This window comes from Streptomyces sp. NPDC041191 (genome assembly GCF_055591945.1).
On the sequence record NZ_JBVIZC010000001.1, the window covers coordinates 628,506 to 646,347 of the forward strand.

The window sequence follows — 17,842 nt, forward strand, 5'->3', positions numbered from 1 at the left end:
GAGTCAGTCCAGAGGGAATCGGATGCTGCTCAGATTCAGGTGCGTCGTCCCGGTGGCGAGAGCCGCGGCAGCCGCAGAGGTGATGTTGGCCAGGGTGACAGCGCCGGTCGTCGGATTGAGGTTCAGGAAGAGCGCGGCCCCGGTCGAGGTGAGGATCGAGAACTGCTGCGTGTAGGTGACCGTTGGTCGGGCGGCGGCCGGAAGCACGATGAGGATTTCACCCGCCACGGCAGCGTCCTTGGAGATCCGCTTGACCAAACCCCGCAGCCCCACGGTCCTGTCGGGGTAGACCTTGTAAGCGGCACGGTCCCAGGTTCCTCCGTACTGCACCCATCCGGCTCCGAGCGTCGGCGCCGTCCACACCTGGTTGTACCGGCTGATCCACCCGCCCGGATCGACTACGAGTCCGCCGTGGAGGTACACGGGTACCTCTTCGTCAGCCCCGTTCGTCGCGCTGATGATGTTGGACCTGATGACGAGTTGATTCCGGAGCGCGCCGCCGAAGTGGACATTCTGGGCGTTGACGATCGCCTTGGTTGCGCTGAGTTCGAGGTAGGCGGTGTTGGGCTCCGACCACATGGTGATCGCCGCAGTGGGCCATGTCGGCTGGGAAGCCATGGCCTTCATGGAGTCGGCCGGAGCCAGTTCGCGCAGCACGGCCGACTGGAGTTTCAACGTGGACGTGTTGCGAACGGTGTCGTACAGCGAATACATCGACGCCGGCTCCACCTCCGCCGCCGAACCGGAAGGAAGCTGGACCCGTCCGGAGGCGGGCGTGCTGTCGGTGGCCGGGACGGAGGTGATCTCCACGCGGCTGCCCGAGTCGGCGGTACGCAGGGTGGCACCGTTGATCTCGGCGCCGACGACCCGGATGCCCGTGACCGTCTTTCCGTTCAGCGCGTCGGCCTTGATCATGTCAGCCGTGATAACACCGGCTGTCAGGAGCGCGACCCGAACCGAGTTGACGTCCATGTGGTCGCCGGTAAGCGTCCCGAACTTCACTTCCCGGCCGGTGATGCTCTGCGCCACGACCTTCTCGCCGGTAATGGAGTTCGCGGCCAGTTCGGAAGTTCCGATGGAACCCGCCAGGACCATACCGGCCATGACGACCGTACGGACCTCCGCATTGTCGAACGACAAGCTTCCCTGACTGGCCTGGACGGCTTCGACCCACACCGTGGCGCGGGTCGCATGTGCGGGGGCCTGGACCTGCCCGCTGATACGGGTCCACGCCGTGCCGGGCTCCGCCGCGCCCTCGACGGCGCCGTATCCGATCGTGGCACCGCTCGCGTCGGACCAGCGCAAGGAGATCCGCGGGGCGAGTCCGGACCAGTCGGCACTGACGCGGTGGTCCACCGCCAAGAAGAAGCGGTCGCCGGGGGAAACGGGCAGGACCGCGAGATGCTGACCGTGCGTTGTCGGATGCTCCGCTGCAGCGTCCACCGTCAGGCACCGGGCCGAGTCGTTCCCGGGACTCGTCAGGCGCCAGTCGGGGCTGGCAGCGATCAGCCCCTCGGTGTACGCCCCCTCGAAAGAGCCGTCCGGCAGGAGGTTGCCGGTACCGATGGCCAGGCGATCGGCGTCGACGGCGCCGACGGCGATCTTGTTCCGGCTGACTGCGGCGTCCGCGAGCGCCAGCTCGTTCACGATGCCGGCGACCACGGCTTCCGCAACGACCGGCGCGCGTCCGACAGGTCCCGCCGTGGGCGAGGGCTGCGACGCGGTGCCGGAAGTGTTGCGTGCGACGAGACGGACGTACTGGGGAGTTTCGGCCGGAACGGTGAAGGTACCGCCCTGCGGGGACTCGATGGTCGCACGCAAGGTGGAGGTGTCCGGCGTGAAGTCCACCTCGGCGGTGTGGATCTCCAGCCTCGCCCAGTCCAGGGGGGTGGGGCTTCCGTCGAGGAAGCGGCCGTCCCAGCCGACGGTGACGCCGCCGATCGAGGGCACCAGCGTGGGTGCGACCGGTTGCGGAGGAGGCGGTCCGTTGACCACGTTCAGGCCGGTGGTGCCGTCCGGCTGCTGGCCGATGATCGCGCGCAGGGAGCCGTCCCCGTCGAAGACGCTGATCGCGCCGTCCTCGATGGAGGAGTAGGCGAGCTGTGCCGTACGGCTCGTGGTGTCGAGCCGCCGCTCGACAGTGGCCAGGCGGGCGGCGAGGAGGGCTATCGGGTTGCTCATGTCTACGCTCCGTAGCTGTAACGGTCGGCCCGCGCCAACTGCACCGTGACCTGTTCCGGTCCGGCGTCGGACGGCGGCTTGAGAGTCCAGCCGGTGATCCGGGCCCAGCCGTCGTACTGCGTCCATTCGTCGTTCAGCCGGACCCGTACGTCGTCACCGATCTGGAAGGACCCGATGCGCGCCGCGGGGTGGTCCCGCACGACAATCTCGGTGACCTCGCCGATGACCGACCGGTTCACACGCTCGGTGCGGGCCCGCGCCGCCAGCCGGTCGTTGGCCTTCTCCTCCGGCACTTCGAGCACATGCTCCAGGCGCAGCCTGCCGTTGCGCGCGGCGTCCACGACACGACGCCGCGAGCGCCCCTCGCCGGAGCCGAGGCCGATGACGACCTGGGCGTAGCTGTCGGCGTCGTACTGCACCGGCACCGTGGAGGCGACGTTGATGCCGGAGGTGAAGCTGATGTCCTGCCGCCTGGTCCCCAGCCGGGGCCAACCGATGCGGATGCGCTGGGACGGAGTGCTGCCGGACCAGCCGACGGACTCGGTCCACTCCGGGCCGCCGGCCACCGCCACCATGTCGTCGACGATCTTGGCGAGCGAAGGTGCCTCCCACCACGGGCTGGAGTACGGCTCGGCCGGGGTGCCGACCGTGACGGTGGACGTCGTCCCGTCCACCGTCACACGCAGGTTCCCATCGGGCTGGGCCTGGCAGTACGTCCAGGTGTCGCGGATGACCCGGCAGGGGTCCGCATGCACCCAGGGACCCCGCCCGGACAGGTTGCCGTGCGTGTCGGTTCGCCTCGTGAGGTACGAACCGAAGCCGCTCGCCTCCAGGCGGAGCTTCTGCCCTTCCGGGTCGGCACGCCAGATGATGCCTCCCCACAACAGCGTCCGGTCTCGTTCGACGTAGATCAGCGTGTTCCCGGGATCGACCTGGGCCGGGGTGAGGTTGGCCAACCGCGGTTCGATGACGCCGGTGAGACTGCCCGGCCCACACAGCTCGGGCCCGAACTCGACCTCCGTCAACGGAAGATCCCAGGCGAGAGTGCTGCCAGTGAGGGCATGGGTGGTCAGGTAGCGATATGCCATCGTCAGATGACACCCTCGTTGAACTCGACGTCGCAGATCATCGAAGTACCCGCGTCCACGCTGAGATTGCCGGTATCCCACTTCGACATGTAGGTCTGCACACGCAGCACCTGCGTGGTACCGCGCATCGCCGCCGAGACGCCGAGATTGTCGGCGAGGATGACAGTTATCCTCCGCACGCCCTTGCCCTGGTCATCCTCGACGTTGGTGTCCTGCCCTTGGATCGGACCGATGACCTGCTGCATCGCCGCGGTCACGTTGGCACTGTCCAGGCGGAGGCCGGCGAAAGTCGTGACGACCTTGAGGCTCACGGCCCAGTCGGGTACCGGGATGGACCAAGTGGCTGCCGGGGGCCAGTTGTGGTACTTGCCGTCCGAGTACGTGATGGTCGACCGGCTGCTCGGGAAAGCCGTGTAGAGATAACGCTCTCTCCGAGGGTTCGCGATGCGCCTCAGATCCTTGATCATCGCGTCGGTGATCGTCGCGGTATTCGGCGGAATGTCGAGGCGGGCCAGAGGAATCGCTGTCATTCCGGCCGGGACGGCCGTCGTAGTCGCCGACACGTTCGGGATCACGTGGAAGTAGCCGATGTCGTCTTCGACCGGGTCCCGGTTGCCCTCGTACTCGGGGTCCTCGACCCGGTGCACCAGCAGGTCCGACCTGCCGGAAGCACCCGTCGGCGCGATGGGGACGATGGTGTCCCCCACGTTGTACTGCGCGTAGGCGCCCTGGGCCCATGACGCTCCGCGTATGACGGCTGAACCGTCCCCGACTCGTACGGCGGGTCCCGGCGTCGCCAACTGCCGGACCTTGAGGTCGTTGGCCTCGGTCACCCCCTGCGAACCCCGGGAGAGGTCTCGCACCAGCATCCGGAAGGCGCGGGCGGGGTGAACGCCGCCGTGGGTAAGCATGGGCGGCTGGATGAGCGGCACAGCAGATTCTCCTTACAGGGCGTCCCACGCAGACCGCCACGAGACGGTCAGGCGGGTGGTGTTGGTGTAATCGGTCGCCGTCCAGCGGATCTCGCTGCGGCCCGGCGGAATCTGGAAGAGGTCCAGGCGGGAAGCGCCCGACAGCGCCGGCGCTGCGTTGCCCGATCCGTTGCGCAGCACCCAACGGGTACCGGGGCGGGTCTCGATGTCGATGCGCTCGCCGACGCCGAGGGTGATGCCGAGTTCCAGGACGCGGCCGGTCTCGACGTGCACGATGCGCGGGTTGGTGACAGGGCCGGTGATCCTGATGGACGGCCAGGCGCCCGCGTTGCCCTCGTTCATCACCCATCCGGGCCTGGTGTCCGGGGTGGCGATGCCGGTGGTGATGGGTGCGACGAGGGGGGCTTTGAACCCTCCGGTGCTATGGCTGATGTCCAGGGGCAGGGTGATGCTGGACACCACGTCGCCGTGCAGACGCGGGTCGAGAGCGGTGAACTCCAGGTCAAGGGGTATCCATCCGTAGACGGCCTGGGCGGTGGAGACCGCTTCAACCCTTCGGATACGACCGAACAGGAGCTTGGTGCCGCGGCCGGGCCAGTGCAGTCTGAGCTGGGCGAGCGCGCCCGCCGTGCGGCGGATCTTCCACTCGGCGGCGACCGCTTCGATCTCGGCCAGCTTGTTCAAGGCGGCAGCCGGGTCACCCGGGGTTCGAATGCCGGCCTCGATCCGCACCGTGCGCGGCGCGTACAGGTCCACCCCGGGAAAGGCTCCGTCGTCGGAGGGGTTCAGCACGTCCTGGGTTCGGAGTTCGGCAGCGCCGAGTCCTTCTACGTCGGACACGGGCACCGTGGTGTTGCGGCCGATGAGGACGCCCGCGAAGTCGATCTGCCAGTCGGACAGGAGCACCATCAGATCCGCCCCCCGCGCTGCGCGTTCCGCAACCGCCGCATGATCTCCCCGGACAGCTCCTGCGGGGAGGTGTCACGGCCGTGGACGGTGATCGGCATGGACCCCACCAGCGCCTTCGGCTGCTGCTGCACAACGGTGACCTTGATCGCGGTCGACGGTCGGGCGTCGACAAGTCTTGTCGTAGACGGTGGCGCGGCGGCGCTGGACAGACGCATCCCGAACCGGGAGGCAACGTCGTGGAGGACGGCGAGCGCACTGCTGCGCTTCGCCGCGCCGAGGGGGATAAACGCTTCGCCCTGTGTCTCGGGCTCACCGAACTTCACCAGTCCGCCGGAGGTGGCGTAGAGGCCGGGTGTCAGGATGCCGCCGTTGGCGTACGACAAGCCCCTGCTGGCCCGGGCCAGGTCGGCGAAGAACTTCGTTCCCTTCGACCCCAGGGCGCTCTTGAGCCGGACGAGAGCGAGGTTGGCGATCTCGATGATGTGGTCTTCACCGAGACCGGTGGCATCGGCCACCGCGTGCAGGCCGGTCGTCTTGTTCTTGACCGCGCTGATGATCGCGATCAGGTCCGGCAGGTCGTCCTCGGGCAGGGTCCGGTTGGCACTGCGGGAGGCGTCGTTCGCCTCCTTCGCCTTCTTCGGGTTCTTCACCGCCTCGGCGGCGAGGTCGGCCGCGTCCTGGTCCCCCTGCCGCGCCAGGCGGTTGGCGAGGTCGCCGTAGCCGTTGGCCGCGAGCTTCGAGAGATTCTGCTCGAAGGCGACCTGATCCTTCACGGCCTTTCGCAGCTGACCGGTGAACTCCCCCAGGCTCGCCTTGGACGCGGCCTCCAGTTCCCGGATGTTCTTCGCCATCGTCTTGAGGTAGCCGGAACTCCCGGTCGCCATTTTTCGAGTGAGAGCGATCCCCTCCTCTCCCATCTCGGCCAGGGCATCGGCGACATCCCGGCCGGCACGGCGGGCGACGGTGTCGAGGTCCTTTCGCCACTGCTTGGCGGTGGCGACGGATGTGTTCAGCTTCTTGGCGAAGAGCTTGAGGTCGAAGTTGCCCTTCTTGTCGCGCGAGTCGTTGGCGATCCCGGACAGCGTGTAGAGCGTCGCGGGGCTGGCGGGCCGGTAGGTGACCCCAGTGAGACCACCATCGGCGTGGTAGCTGACCTCACCACCGAAACGCCGGGCGACCTCCTCCAGAATTACCTTGGATCGGGCTCTCTTCGCCCCAGCCAGAGGGATGTACGCCTCCCCCTGGGTCTCCGGCTCCGCCCATACCCGCCACGCACCGCCTGGGGCGATCTGTGCCGTGTGCTCTTCGCGACGGGAACGCACCCCGCCGTCGGCGTAGAAGTGGAGCAGGCCGCCGTTCGCCTGTCTCACGGGAGCCTGGACCATGTCGGGGACTCCGTTGCCGTCCTTGTCCCACGGGCTCGACTGGATCTTCGCGAAGAACGGGATGGTGACCGCGGCCGGCTTGTTCACGCTGATCGTGATCGTCTTCTGGCCCGGGATGCGACCGACGGACGCCCCGATCCCGTCGAGCTGCCTCTGCACGGCCGCCATGTCCCCCGAGAGCAACGCAGAGGTCAGGGCGCTCGCCGCCTCGGCCCCCTTGCTCTGGGATACGGCCACGATGAGGTTCAGCATCCCGGCCCATTCGGAGGTGGACTGCTTCCCGGCAGTCTGGAAGGCCGCTATGACCCCGGACAGATCCGGCGCGGCTATGGGCATGTCCGCGCCGTACAGGAAACCGAGCTGGGATCGAATGTTCTCGACGTCGCCCTGGAGGAAGGACTGCGCCAGCGAGGTGGAAGCCTCCTTTCCGTACTTGGCGGTCACCTCGGCCAGCAGGCTCATGCCCTGCTCAAGCTGCCGGGCAGCGGCCTTGGGCATCTTCTGCGCAGCCTTGCTCATGTCAGCAACGGTCATGTCCCGCATGACTCGCGCGAACTTCCCCGGATCGTTGGTGGCCGACGCATCGATCCACGCTTCGGCCACCTTCCGGCCGTACTTCGCGGAGATCGCGGGAAGCTGCTCCAACCCGGCACGAAACGCCGGCGTCGAGCGGGCAGCGGACTCCTGGATGATCGCCTCCATCTCGTCGGCGACCTTGCCCTTGCCCTGTTTGAGCTGCGCGACCAGCTCACCAAGGAGCGGCGCCGCGTCGGGGCCGAGTCCGGCGAAGTGGTCGGCCAGGTCCAGCCGCCCGGCGCCAGCCAGCTCACCCAGGTTCTTCTGGAACTCGCGCTGCGCCTTGAGCTGCTTGTTCAGCTCCTGCACGTAGTCCGCGAGGGACGCCTTCGACGCGTCGGCAGACCGACCTGCCTTCCGATTCGCCTCAGCGACCTTGTCCTGCGCGGCCTTCCACGCCTTCGCCGGATCAACGATCGAGCCGAGAGCCTTGCCCATCGCCTCCATCTCTTCGGTGAACTTCGGCGAGCCGTTCTTGTCGGTCGGAAGAGACTGGGTGAGGTCCCAGGCGCCAAGGATCTCCTGCCGGTTGGCCTTGATCTTGTTGTTGACGATGGCCATGGACGCGGCGAGCTCGTTCTCCTTCTTGACCGCGTCCGACCAGACCTTGTGCTGCCGGTCCAGGACCTCCTTCGCCCGGTCGAAGCCGATGTCGTAGGTGAACCCGCCCACAGCCGTCCTCTGGAAGGACAGCATCTTTCCGAAGTCCAGCTCGGACTTGAGACGGTTCAGCTTCTCTCCGCCGGAGGTAATCGCGTCAATCGCCTTCGCCACGTCGACGCCGGCGTTCTTGAGCTTCTGGATGTCGTCGCTGTTGGTGAGCTGTTCGGTGAGCGCGCGAAGGCCCGCCCCTTGCTCTCCCTCCTCGCGCTCCCGGCGCAGCGCGTCCACCAGCTCCTCGGTCGCCGCCTTCGCCTTCTGCTTGCTGGCGGAGTAGGCGGCGTACACGCCGATTCCAACCGCCATCAGGGTGGTCAGAGCGGCGACCGCGATCCCAGTGCCGGTGAGGACGGCGGGGAGGGCGGAGCCGCCGGCGCGCGCCGCGGCCAGCTCCGTACGGAAGACGGTGAGCTGGCCCCCGAACTTCAAGAAGGCGGCCTTCGCCAGCAGTGCAGCCGCCGAGAGGGCGAGGACGACGCCCATCGCCGACTTCGCCGGGCCGGGAAGGTCATTGAGAGCACCGGCCACGACGTTCAGGTACTCGCCCACGATCTCGAGCGCGGGCAGGAGCACGCGCGCCATGTCGATGCCGAGGGCCGACGCCTGGTTCTGGAACTGGCTCCACTGCCCTGCCGTGGTGTCGAGCTGGATCTCGTACGCCTTCTGCGTTGCTCCGGCCCGCTCGACCTCCTGGCTGATGCCCTTGTAGGTGTCCTGGTAGTTCTTCCCCTCGGCCGCCGACAGGGCGAGGGCAGCGCGGACCGCGCGGATATCCTTCAGAAGAGGAACGAGCTGATCCGCGCTGCCGCCGGTAGCGGTGCGGATCTTCTCCATGACGACGTACAGGCCGTCCTGCTCAAGGGCGGCGGCGGCCGACTCGTAGCCGAACCCCTTGATCATCTCGGTGATCTCGCGCGTCGGTTTCATCATGCGCGTCAGCAGCATGTTGAGTGCCGTGACAGCTTCGGCCGCCGGGATGCCGGTGAGGGTGACGGCGGCGAGCGCCGAGCTGATGTCGTGGAACTCGACGCCTGCGGCGGCGGCCATCGGCACCACGTCGCCGAGCTGCTGGGCGAGTTCGTCGAAGGAGACGACGCCGTAGTTGACGGTCTGGAACATCACGTCCATCACGTCGTTGGCCTCGGAGGCGTCCATGCCGTACGCCTTGAGGACGCCGAGCAGGGCCCGGGCAGAGGTCTCTGTCGTCGTCAGGCCGGCGGCAGCGCCGCGTGCGGCCACGCGCAAGATCGTCATCGCGTCGGCGCCGTCGAAGCCGGTGGAGACGACCTGGTACAGGCCCTCGGCGAGCTGAGAGGCCGACTGCGGGAGCTGCGTGCTCAGCTCCACGATCTGGTCCGTGAACCGATCGACGTTGGTCTTGTTGATCTCCTTGGAGATCGTCATGACGTTCGCCATCTGCTTCTCCAGCTCGATGGCACCGCGTACGCCGAGAAGGAAAGCTCCGCCGAGCGCGAGACCCATCACGGCGAACCCCGTCGACATCGATCGGCGGGTCTGTTCCGACCTCGTCGCGAGCTGGTTGAGGTCGCCGTCGAGACGGCGTATCTGGCCGCCGAACGCGTTCACCTGTCCTGCCGCCGTACGCAGTCCTCCGACCAGGCCGGTGACACCGGCCTGGACGTGGACGTAGAGGGTGTAGGCCCCAGCCACGGGTTACTTCTTTCTGGGCCGTAGCCCGACCTTCACCCCACGCCCCTCCGGACCTTCCGGGACCTGTTCCTGCTCCATGGCGATCAGCTCGCAGCCGATGCACCGGTGTGTCTCGGTGACGTACGCGAAACGGTCGCCACCTGCCTGCTCGTCCCACTCATCCGGCCTGGTCCCGCACGAGTCGCACACCATCCGCGAGTAGGTGAGGTAGGCGATGGCCTTCGCGCGGTCGAGCGCCGACCACCGCCCGTCTCCCGCGCCGGTGAACTGGCTGTGCGGGATGCCGTAAGAGGCGCAGACCTCCATCTCCGCGCGGAAGGCCGGGTCAGTGGTCAGCCTTTTCCCAGGTCGGCCCGTACCGTCTGGTTGGCCAAGAGCGCGGAGGTGAAGAGGGCCTTCGCCTCCGAGTCCGCCCAGGTGTCCAGGAGTTCCTGCGCCTCTTCCTCGGTCATCCCCGGAACCTCGGCGCCCGTCTCGTCCCGCTCGATGTGGCACGCGGCGACGAGCGCGGCGGGGTAGGTCTCGACGTTGTACTCCATGCCCTGGTCGGCTTGCGCCTCGGTCGGCGGATGGTCACGCAGGAGTTGTTCCCAGGCCGGGCGCGGAAGGGCGCGGAAGGTGAGGACGATCGTCACGTCCTCCAGGGCACGTTCGGCCTCTTCGAGGCGAAGCTGCGCGGCGAGCACGTCGGGCTGGGCAACGATCCACTCCTCGCGGTCGGCCTCCGCGATGCCCTGCTCGACCGACCGGGTACGGGCTTCGGTACGGGCTTTCGCCAGCGCCAGGGCGGCGTCGGTGACGTTCTTCTTCGCCTCGTCGTCGTCGCACAGCCGCAGCGTGCGCTCCGGGAGCTTGCGGGCCTTGAGACGGGCCATCTTGGCCGACCAGTGGGGATCGCGGGCGACGGCGGCGGCCGGCGGGACGGGGAGTTCCGTGGTGGACATGCGGCGCCCCCTCAAAGGGTCTTCGCCGGCACGGCGGCGTCGAGGGTGGGCTCGTCGGTGATGCCGAAGTTCACCTTGAACTTCGCCGGCTCCGACGCGGTGCTGTACGAGGCGCTGCGGCTGCCGACGCGGACGGGGAAGGTGTCGAGGGACTTGGACCCCGGCACGTCACCCTTGCGCAGGATGACGATGAAGCCGGTGACTCCCTTGGAGAGAAGGGTCTCGATGGTGTCGCTGACCTTGTCCTCGTAGAAGGTCAGCGAGCTGTTGTCCGCCTTGTCCTCACCGGGGATGGTGGTGGCGAAGGTGCTCCCCATGTCCGGGGTGTCGATCGGGGTGTTCTCCAGCGCCCACCCCTCGATGTCGGAGATGCTGTCCGACAGGTTGGTGGCGTTGGTCGGCCCGAGTTCGACGCGGGTGGGGATGTTGTCGTCGGAGGCGATCTTCTGCAGGAAGTAGAAGAGGGTGGTGCCTCGGCGCATGAAACGCTGCTGCGTGGTGGACACGCGACTCTCACTCTCCGGGGACGACGGCCCCGGAATACGGCAGGCCCGTCCCCAACAGATCAAGCTGGGAGTCGGCCCGTACCGAGTGGTCGGGCGTCCGCGATGGGCCTCCGCGGTGAGGTGTGACGGTCAGCCGAGGGTGGTGACCTCGATCGCGAACCGCTGGATGTAACTGTATACGCCGCTGGCGACAGTCACGCCTTCCTCTTTGTCCAGCTCACGGGACATGACGGCGTAACCGGTGGCGGTGATCGGGTAGGTGTAGCCGAGTGGCGTACGTGCCAACATGCCCGCGCGCACCTTGTCGGCCATCCATTCGGCCTGCTCGGCCGTCGTCGCGACTGAGGTGACCTGGTAGAGGATTCGGGCGTCCGCACTCGTGTCACCGAACGGGGGGCCGTCGCTGGTCGACCCGATCGGATAGAGCACGCTGTAGGGGGTGGCGGCCCCCGTCGGCAGGCTGCTCACGGTGGGAGCCGCCCCGTACCCGCAGGAGCGGCCCGTGGCGCTGGCCAGCATCGCCTGGACCGCGAGACTGAGTACGCGTCCGGATACGGGCATCAGTTCCCCACCGCCGCTCCGACTGCGGCGAGGAAGGCCGGGCGGACCTCTTCGACGGCCGGTCCCATGTGGGGATAAGGGGGCTGGTTGTAGATCCGGCCGAGGCTGTCGGCGCCGACGTACCCGTACTCAAGGCGTCGGCTCTGGGGCTTGTTCGTGCCGACGACCGCCTCGGCGATCAGGCCGTTGGTGCTGAACTCGTGCGTCCAGGAGCGCCGGTAGTCGCCGGTCGGTGCGTTCGGGCCCGGTCTGCCGCTGGCGTGGGCCTTGATTCTCGTCTCCAACAGCATCGCGTAGTGCTGAACGACGCTGCTCACGGCGGGAAGCGCGGCTGCCGCACGGGCATTCAACTGCGCGGCGATCTGCGGCGCATTCGAGTACGCGCTCGCTCCCGAATGCGCGTTGCGGGAGAAAGTCATCAGTCTGCCTCCGGCGTCTGGTCGAACTCGCCGTTCGCCCACTGCTGGAGCTGGGCGAGGACGGCCGCGGTGAAGCCGTGGGGGCCTCCGAGGTCCGGGCGGGCCAACGCCGCCTTCTCCAGCAGGCCCGCGTCGATCGCCGACAGGAAGTGGGCGGCGGCCGGTCCCGGCTCGTACGGGACGCCGACGAAGACTCGGGCGTCGCCCTCGAAGCTCGGATCGATCATCCCGGAAGCGAACTGGACGACGAGATCAGCCGGTTCGCCGGCGCGGTGATGAACCGTGTATCCGGAGACGAGGTCCGTGCAGTCGGTTCCGTCGATCTCCAGCGAGGCTCGTCCGCCGTCCGCCATAATCTTGATCTTCCGTATGCCTGCGGGTGAGGTGTCCGTGACCTTCATGTATCGAGCGTAGGACGGATCGCGAACACCCCGACTCGCCTCAGGACGGGGGCGTGATCTCGTCCAGCCGGGTCACCCGCACAAGCTCGACCGTAGAGGCTTCCGACGGGTCGAGAACCTGCCACACCCGTCCGCCGGTTGCGGCACCCCCTGAATGCGCGAGGACCACCTCGACCTGGTCGTACCGGGCCGGTACGGGTGCGCTAAGCGGGGTGAGCAGCCGGTACCAGGACACGGTGTCGTCAAGCCACTGCCTGCCGACGATGCCCTCCGCCGTCACCTGCCCGTGCCCGGACAGCAGTGCGCCCGGCCCTTCGTAGACCACGTCCACCGGAACATCGCCGAGGAGGCCCGTCTCTGGGTCGAGGGCCGGGGTGCCGGTAGGCCGGGTCACCCGGACCGTGTCGAGCAGGAGCTTGGCCTCCAGCTCCCTCCGCACTTCCTCCGGATCGATCGCCGTGCTCACGTCGCCCCCCCGGTCGTCTGGGTGTTCTGGTCTACCCACGTCGTACGGACGATGCTCAGCGTGGAGGTCTCTCCGAGGTCGACCACCCGCCAGGTCCGTCCGATTGCGGCTTCATCCTCGGCTTCCACCACGGCGACGGTGTCCTCGCGGGAGGCCACCGGCGCCGACAGGGGCGTCAGCAACCGATATCGGGAAGGCGTGTCATCCACGTACGCCTGCCCCGCGAGGTGCAGAACGACGGACGGTCCACCCGCAGGGAAGATGGCTCCCCGCCCTTCGTACACGGTGGCCGGCGGGCCTGGCTCGTACTGCCCTGTTTCGGGGTTGAACACCGGCTCGCCGGGCCGGTAGATCCTGATCTTGCTGGTGAGAATCTTCTTCTCGACAATCGCGCTGACGGCCCCCAGAGTCAGCCCTTCGGTAGGCGCGCTCATGGATACGACGATAGAACGAAACGACGGTGTCCCCAGCCGCACCAAGGGCAGTTACCTGTTCGGGCAATATGCGTTCCTCCTCAGCTCGGGCAGAGGTCGCGCCACCGCGACACGGAGGTCACGAGCCGTCCTGAAGCTGAAGCATCTCGTGGAATGTCGAGCACGGTGTTGCTGTAATCAGTTCGTCGTACGTGCCCGTCTCGATAATGCGACCGCCTTCGAGAACAACGATGCGGTCGGCGAGGCGTGCATTGGCGAGGCGGTGGGTGATGAAGAGGGTCGTTCGGCCGGCGGCAAGAGCCTTGAGGCGTGTGAAGATGCGGTGTTCGGCACGGGCGTCCAGGGCTGCGGTGGGTTCATCCATGACGAGGACGGGAGCATCGCGGTGGAAGGCGCGGGCGATGGCGAGGCGCTGCCACTGACCACCGGAAAGGTCGTGTCCGCCCCACCAGGAGCGAGCGAGTGAGGTGTCGAGGCCGTCAGGAAGCTGAGCAATGACGGCATCCGCGCCAGAGGCTTCGGCGGCAGCGTGGATGGCGGAGTCACCTTCGGGTCGTGGTTGACCAAGGTGGATGTTCGCGCGGGCGTCGAGGGGCCAGCGGGTGTAGTCCTGGGGGACGAGTCCGAGGTGGGGATAGACGCTGGCGGGGTCGGCGTCGGCAAGGTCGATGCCGTCCCAGGTGACGCTGCCGGTGGTGGGCAGGTACAGGCCAGTGATCAGTTTGGCCAGGGTGGTCTTTCCGGAACCGTTCTCGCCGACGAGGGCGACGACTTCGCCACGCTTGAGGTCCAGGCTGACGCCGGTCAGGGCGGGCCGGTTGCTGCCGGGGTACGTGAAGGCGGCGTCGGCGACGCTGATCACCTCGGGGCCGGTCTCGGAGATGCGGGCAGCGCCTCGACGGGCGGACCAGGGTCCGGCGAGGACGAGGAAGCGGTGCCAGTCGTCGACGGCGAGCGAGGTGCGGAAGAGACCGGCGCCGGCGCGGACGGTGGTGCTGAGCGCACTGGCGGCGGTGCGTAGGGCGAGGGCCGCGGCGCCGGCGGCGGCGAGTTCGAAACGGCCGGTGGAGACGAGCAGGATGAGCACGGCCCAGGCCGCGGCCGTGCCGAGTGCGGCCAACGCGTCACCGATGCCCCGGACGGCCAGGGCCCGATGGGCGGCGGTGAGCTGTTCGGCCTCCAGTCGGCCGGAGATGATGCGGTACTGACTGGTGAGGAAGTCGGCCATGGTACCGGCACGGACTTCGTCTGCGGTGGTGTGCTCCGTGGTGTAGGAGCGGAAGACGTTGCGCAGCCGGGAGTCACCGAGGTTGCGGTGGTGCGCTTCGTGCTCGATCCGCGCGGCCCGTACGGCGCCCCAGGCGCACGGGGCGGCGGCGAGTAGCAGCAGGCCAAGGACGGCCGGGTGCAGGACGGCGACGACGGTCGCGGCGGCGACGATCTGCGCGGCAGCAGAAGTGAGGAGCTGGGCGTCGAGGATCAGGTCGCGGGTCTTGTCGGCGCCGTCGGCGGCGGCCTGCCGGGCGTTCTCGAAGCCCGCGTCCTCGTACGCGACAAGCTCGGCGGACGTGGCGGCCGAGATGACCTTGAGGTCGGCCTCCCGGACGACCTTCGGAGCCAGGCGGGCGGCTGCTGACCGGGCGACGGCGTCGAAGATGTAGCGGCCGCACAGGGCGATGCAGAGGACGGCCAGGGCTCCAGCGCGGTTCTGGAGTCCGACGAGGACGTCGGCGCCGGTGAACAGTCCGGCCAGGACGCGGGTCGTCGCAGCGAGTACGGTCGCGGTCAGCAGAGCGGCTGTGATCTGGCAGGCGGCCAGGGCCAGGACCGCGTGGTGATCGGTGGCCCAGCCGAGCCGGATAGCCTCGCCGAGCGTCTTCGGAAGGCGTCGGGCGATGGCCCAGGTCGACATGGCGGCGTTGGCGTCCTGGTACCGGTCGGAGGCCAGACGCATGACGGGAGGCTGACCGACGACGGGGGCCGGTGCGATAGGTGCGGTAGGACTCACACACCAAGGAAGGCGCGTACCGATGGCGTGGGACAACGTAATTGTCGGCACCTGTACGCATCAGGGCCGGTCAGACAATCAGTTCGTCAACCTGGCGTTCCAAGGTTCACCTGATCGTGGGGCCGTGGCCCGGAAGGACGGAGGCATGTCCTTCCGGGCCACGGCTGCTTGAAGCGCGCCCTAGGGAACGGACAGGACGCGGGTGTAGGGCCGGTCCGCGCCGTCGCCCACATCGTGACCGACGGGTCCCTCGGGCGTCTCGACCCAGGCATGGGCAGCGTCCGGCATCCGGCGGGCACCCAAGGCCCAGGAGGCGCGGCGTCCTGTGAGCGCGGTCGCGAGAACGGTGGCGAGGCTGATCTCCATGCACGCGATCCGACCCGGCCACCACGTCGGGATGATGTAGCGGACCGCCGCGTCGAGTCGTTCGACGTGGCTACGTCGAGCCGCCGGCAGGCGCCACACAGCATGGACGGCGGCGATCCGGGATCGCAACGGCAGGCATCCGATCGCGAGGGAGAACGCGAGCCCGGCGGCGGCCACCACCCGCTCGGGCACGGTGGGCGTGTTCAACGGGGTGGGCACCATCTGTGTCATCGCCACCACCACTTTCGGGGACGTGCCGTGCGAGCGGGATCGATGAGCAGGCCGTCGCGTTTCCACGCGTCGACGAGGTTGGCGATGCCCAACTGCACGGCGCGGAGGTCGCGGCTGGTGGGAATCGCGAGTTCGTCTGCGAGGCCATCGGCGGTGCCACGAGTGGCGATCGCCATCCAGATCCGCGAGACGTCCGGACCGAACGTCTTCCAAGTCGCGCTCCGGATGTCCAGGAGCAGGACGCCGTGTTCGTCGGTGGCATAGAAGATGTGCGGAGCCGGGGTCAGCACGACGCCGCCGCGGGGGTGGGCTGGCCCGTGAGCCACCAGGAAGCCACCAGCATCTGGTGCAGGTCCGCCGAGCCGGTCGCGACCCTGCCTTGAGCCAGGTGGTCGAGGGTGGCGGCTACGGCCGCGTAGTCGAACAGGTTCGTTGTGGTCAGAGGGCTGACGGCGAGCAGGTCGGTGAGTCGGGCACGGTGCTGTTGGAAGGCCGCGATGCGCTGGGTGGTGAAGGAGCCCTTGGAGCGGCGGCCGAGGAGCCAGCCGGGAAGCTCCGGCAGAGCAGCGGCGAGCAGGGGCTTGAAGGTGTAGAGGCCGCGTCGGGCGAGCGGTGGAACAGCGAACGCGGCACGGACCACGGTGTTGTCGAGGTACGGGTAGACGGGCCGTACGGCGAACGCTTCGGCGTACGGAGTCCAGCTTCGCGCCGTGGCCCCGGTGAACCGGAGCGCGGACCACTGATCGAACTCATCGGCATAGTTCGACTGGTAGTCGTCAGAGGCAGCCTGCCGGAGCAGGGCAGCCACCTGGGTACGGCCGCCGGCGGTCAACCAGGAAGAAGCTGCCCCCAGCCGGCACCATGACCAACCCGTGACCTCCTGGCCAGACCGCGGACCGCCCTTCTCCAACTGCTCCGCGATCTTCTCCAGCATCCCGACACGGCCGAACCTCGCGGTCTGCTTGATGCTCTTCCAGTACGGCCCCGGCGCCATGTTCCGCAGACGGGCGTAGGCCACGACCTGGCGGTGCGCGGCATGGCGCTGACCGTCCTGGAGAAGACGGACCCAGACGGATGACGACGCGTCCAGGACGATGTCCCCTCCGTGCCCGGTCAGGTGCAGCGGCCGGCCTGCCACGGGGGTGAGGTAGGTGCGGTCCATCGCGTACAGAGCTGCGCTGAGGGACGGTTCCAGGCCGGTGGGCTGCCCGGCGGGAAAGGAGAACGGCAAGTCGTCCTCGCCTCCGCGCGCGATCGTGTGCTCTGCGCCGGTGTACTCGGCCACCCGGGTGGCGAAGAAGGCATCCTCCGCGCTGGTGTACCCGTCGGTGTAGGTAACCGCGTGCACCTGACCGACCTGGGAGGCGAGGATGACGGCGGAAGAGGAGTCCAGGCCACCCGACAGATCCGCTCCCACCGCCCCGTCGGCGGCCAGCACGCGGTGCTGAACGGCCTGGGTGAGCGCGGCGCCGAACTGTTCGGCCCCAGCAGCCAGATCAACAACCTCGGTGATCGCGGTGACGTCGATCAACTGCGGCTCCCGCCCGGCAGGGAGCAGCAGGCCGAAGCCGCCCGGCACCTGGCGGATTCCTTCGTACGAGCTGCGGCCGGGCCAGTGATCACCCCCTACAGCGATCCGGGCGGCTGCCAGCACCAGATCCGGCACGAGCGGCTTGCCGAGACGGCGAGGGTCCGTGGCCCACGTCCCGGCCGTGGTGTAGTACACCGGCCGCAGCTCCGCCAGATCCCCGCAGACGAACCGTTCACGCCCGTTATCCGCCACCACCCAGTACGATCCGGGCCAGCCGGTCAGCTCGGCCCACTGCCCTGCCCGAACAGCCGCGAGTGCGCTGCGCAGCTCCTTCTCCCCCACCGGGCAGTCACCCATGACCGCTATTGCCGCAGTCCCCTCGACCACGCTCCGTAGGCCCGCTCCGGTGCCCGCACGGACACCGGCAAGGCCGTCGACTTCGCTCCTGCTTCCCTCAACCGCCAGCTCGGTGGCAAGCCACTGCTCTTCCATGCCCTTCTGCCTCCTGCTCGATCCGGAAATGGGCCCGGGGGCCGTCGCAGTGCGACAGCCCCCGGGTTCGCGTGACGTCGG

At 68.3% G+C, this 17,842-nt stretch carries 17 protein-coding genes; all 17 read right to left on the minus strand.

All coding sequences use genetic code 11. From position 1 onward, the window contains the following. Positions 1-3 precede the first annotated feature (3 nt). Positions 4-2,181 carry a hypothetical protein gene (locus ACZ6AQ_RS02870; protein ID WP_468756987.1) on the minus strand — a complete coding sequence of 726 codons (2,178 nt, stop codon included), beginning with the start codon at positions 2,179-2,181 and terminating at the stop codon, positions 4-6. 2 nt (positions 2,182-2,183) lie between these two features. Further along, positions 2,184-3,269 (minus strand): hypothetical protein, encoded by a 1,086-nt coding sequence (locus ACZ6AQ_RS02875; RefSeq protein WP_468756988.1) that lies wholly within the window; start codon positions 3,267-3,269, stop codon positions 2,184-2,186. Positions 3,270-3,271: 2 nt separating this feature from the next. After that, the gene (locus ACZ6AQ_RS02880; RefSeq protein WP_468756989.1) at positions 3,272-4,201 is read right to left on the minus strand and encodes a hypothetical protein; all 930 of its coding nucleotides are present in this window, start codon (positions 4,199-4,201) and stop codon (positions 3,272-3,274) included. Positions 4,202-4,213: 12 nt separating this feature from the next. Next, positions 4,214-5,110 (minus strand): phage distal tail protein, encoded by an 897-nt coding sequence (locus tag ACZ6AQ_RS02885; protein WP_468756991.1) that lies wholly within the window; start codon positions 5,108-5,110, stop codon positions 4,214-4,216. Next, positions 5,110-9,402, minus strand: coding sequence for a phage tail tape measure protein (locus tag ACZ6AQ_RS02890; RefSeq protein WP_468756993.1), 4,293 nt, complete (start codon positions 9,400-9,402; stop codon positions 5,110-5,112). Before ACZ6AQ_RS02890 ends, ACZ6AQ_RS02885 begins: the two co-directional genes overlap by 1 nt. Positions 9,403-9,405: 3 nt before the next feature. Then, entirely contained in the window at positions 9,406-9,708 is a 303-nt protein-coding gene (locus ACZ6AQ_RS02895; protein WP_468756994.1) for a hypothetical protein, read from the minus strand. Between the two features lie 26 nt (positions 9,709-9,734). After that, a complete protein-coding gene (locus ACZ6AQ_RS02900; protein WP_468756996.1) occupies positions 9,735-10,346 on the minus strand; it encodes a hypothetical protein in 612 nt (203 codons plus the stop codon). Between the two features lie 11 nt (positions 10,347-10,357). Then, complete coding sequence (locus ACZ6AQ_RS02905; RefSeq protein WP_468756997.1) at positions 10,358-10,852, minus strand: phage tail tube protein; 495 nt, start codon at positions 10,850-10,852, stop codon at positions 10,358-10,360. Positions 10,853-10,981: 129 nt separating this feature from the next. Continuing rightward, positions 10,982-11,320, minus strand: coding sequence for a hypothetical protein (locus ACZ6AQ_RS02910; RefSeq protein WP_468756998.1), 339 nt, complete (start codon positions 11,318-11,320; stop codon positions 10,982-10,984). 92 nt (positions 11,321-11,412) lie between these two features. Continuing rightward, a complete protein-coding gene (locus tag ACZ6AQ_RS02915) occupies positions 11,413-11,730 on the minus strand; it encodes a hypothetical protein (protein ID WP_468757000.1) in 318 nt (105 codons plus the stop codon). A gap of 101 nt (positions 11,731-11,831) precedes the next feature. Further along, the gene (locus tag ACZ6AQ_RS02920) at positions 11,832-12,233 is read right to left on the minus strand and encodes a hypothetical protein (RefSeq protein ID WP_468757001.1); all 402 of its coding nucleotides are present in this window, start codon (positions 12,231-12,233) and stop codon (positions 11,832-11,834) included. Positions 12,234-12,273: 40 nt separating this feature from the next. Next, positions 12,274-12,699 carry a DUF6093 family protein gene (locus ACZ6AQ_RS02925; RefSeq protein ID WP_468757003.1) on the minus strand — a complete coding sequence of 142 codons (426 nt, stop codon included), beginning with the start codon at positions 12,697-12,699 and terminating at the stop codon, positions 12,274-12,276. Next, entirely contained in the window at positions 12,696-13,133 is a 438-nt protein-coding gene (locus ACZ6AQ_RS02930) for a DUF6093 family protein (RefSeq protein ID WP_468757005.1), read from the minus strand. The genes ACZ6AQ_RS02925 and ACZ6AQ_RS02930 overlap by 4 nt, the downstream gene beginning before the upstream one ends. A 118-nt stretch (positions 13,134-13,251) precedes the next feature. Then, positions 13,252-15,087, minus strand: coding sequence for an ATP-binding cassette domain-containing protein (locus tag ACZ6AQ_RS02935; RefSeq protein WP_468757007.1), 1,836 nt, complete (start codon positions 15,085-15,087; stop codon positions 13,252-13,254). A gap of 234 nt (positions 15,088-15,321) precedes the next feature. Beyond that, a complete protein-coding gene (locus ACZ6AQ_RS02940) occupies positions 15,322-15,738 on the minus strand; it encodes a lasso peptide biosynthesis B2 protein (RefSeq protein ID WP_468757009.1) in 417 nt (138 codons plus the stop codon). Further along, positions 15,735-16,028 (minus strand): hypothetical protein, encoded by a 294-nt coding sequence (locus tag ACZ6AQ_RS02945; RefSeq protein ID WP_468757010.1) that lies wholly within the window; start codon positions 16,026-16,028, stop codon positions 15,735-15,737. Before ACZ6AQ_RS02945 ends, ACZ6AQ_RS02940 begins: the two co-directional genes overlap by 4 nt. Beyond that, positions 16,022-17,761, minus strand: a complete 1,740-nt coding sequence (locus tag ACZ6AQ_RS02950; protein WP_468757011.1) for an asparagine synthase-related protein — start codon at positions 17,759-17,761, stop codon at positions 16,022-16,024. Before ACZ6AQ_RS02950 ends, ACZ6AQ_RS02945 begins: the two co-directional genes overlap by 7 nt. Between the last annotated feature and the right edge of the window lie 81 nt (positions 17,762-17,842).

Excerpts from the sequence above, each read along its gene's own strand:
- ACZ6AQ_RS02870 (WP_468756987.1), bottom strand. The coding sequence starts at position 2,181 with ATGAGCAACCCGATAGCCCTCCTCGCCGCCCGCCTGGCCACTGTCGAG.
- ACZ6AQ_RS02900 (WP_468756996.1), bottom strand. The coding sequence starts at position 10,346 with ATGTCCACCACGGAACTCCCCGTCCCGCCGGCCGCCGCCGTCGCCCGC.
- ACZ6AQ_RS02875 (WP_468756988.1), bottom strand. The coding sequence starts at position 3,269 with ATGGCATATCGCTACCTGACCACCCATGCCCTCACTGGCAGCACTCTC.
- ACZ6AQ_RS02935 (WP_468757007.1), bottom strand. The coding sequence starts at position 15,087 with ATGCGTCTGGCCTCCGACCGGTACCAGGACGCCAACGCCGCCATGTCG.
- ACZ6AQ_RS02920 (WP_468757001.1), bottom strand. The coding sequence starts at position 12,233 with ATGAAGGTCACGGACACCTCACCCGCAGGCATACGGAAGATCAAGATT.
- ACZ6AQ_RS02940 (WP_468757009.1), bottom strand. The coding sequence starts at position 15,738 with ATGACACAGATGGTGCCCACCCCGTTGAACACGCCCACCGTGCCCGAG.
- ACZ6AQ_RS02930 (WP_468757005.1), bottom strand. The coding sequence starts at position 13,133 with ATGAGCGCGCCTACCGAAGGGCTGACTCTGGGGGCCGTCAGCGCGATT.
- ACZ6AQ_RS02885 (WP_468756991.1), bottom strand. The coding sequence starts at position 5,110 with ATGGTGCTCCTGTCCGACTGGCAGATCGACTTCGCGGGCGTCCTCATC.
- ACZ6AQ_RS02895 (WP_468756994.1), bottom strand. The coding sequence starts at position 9,708 with ATGGAGGTCTGCGCCTCTTACGGCATCCCGCACAGCCAGTTCACCGGC.
- ACZ6AQ_RS02950 (WP_468757011.1), bottom strand. The coding sequence starts at position 17,761 with ATGGAAGAGCAGTGGCTTGCCACCGAGCTGGCGGTTGAGGGAAGCAGG.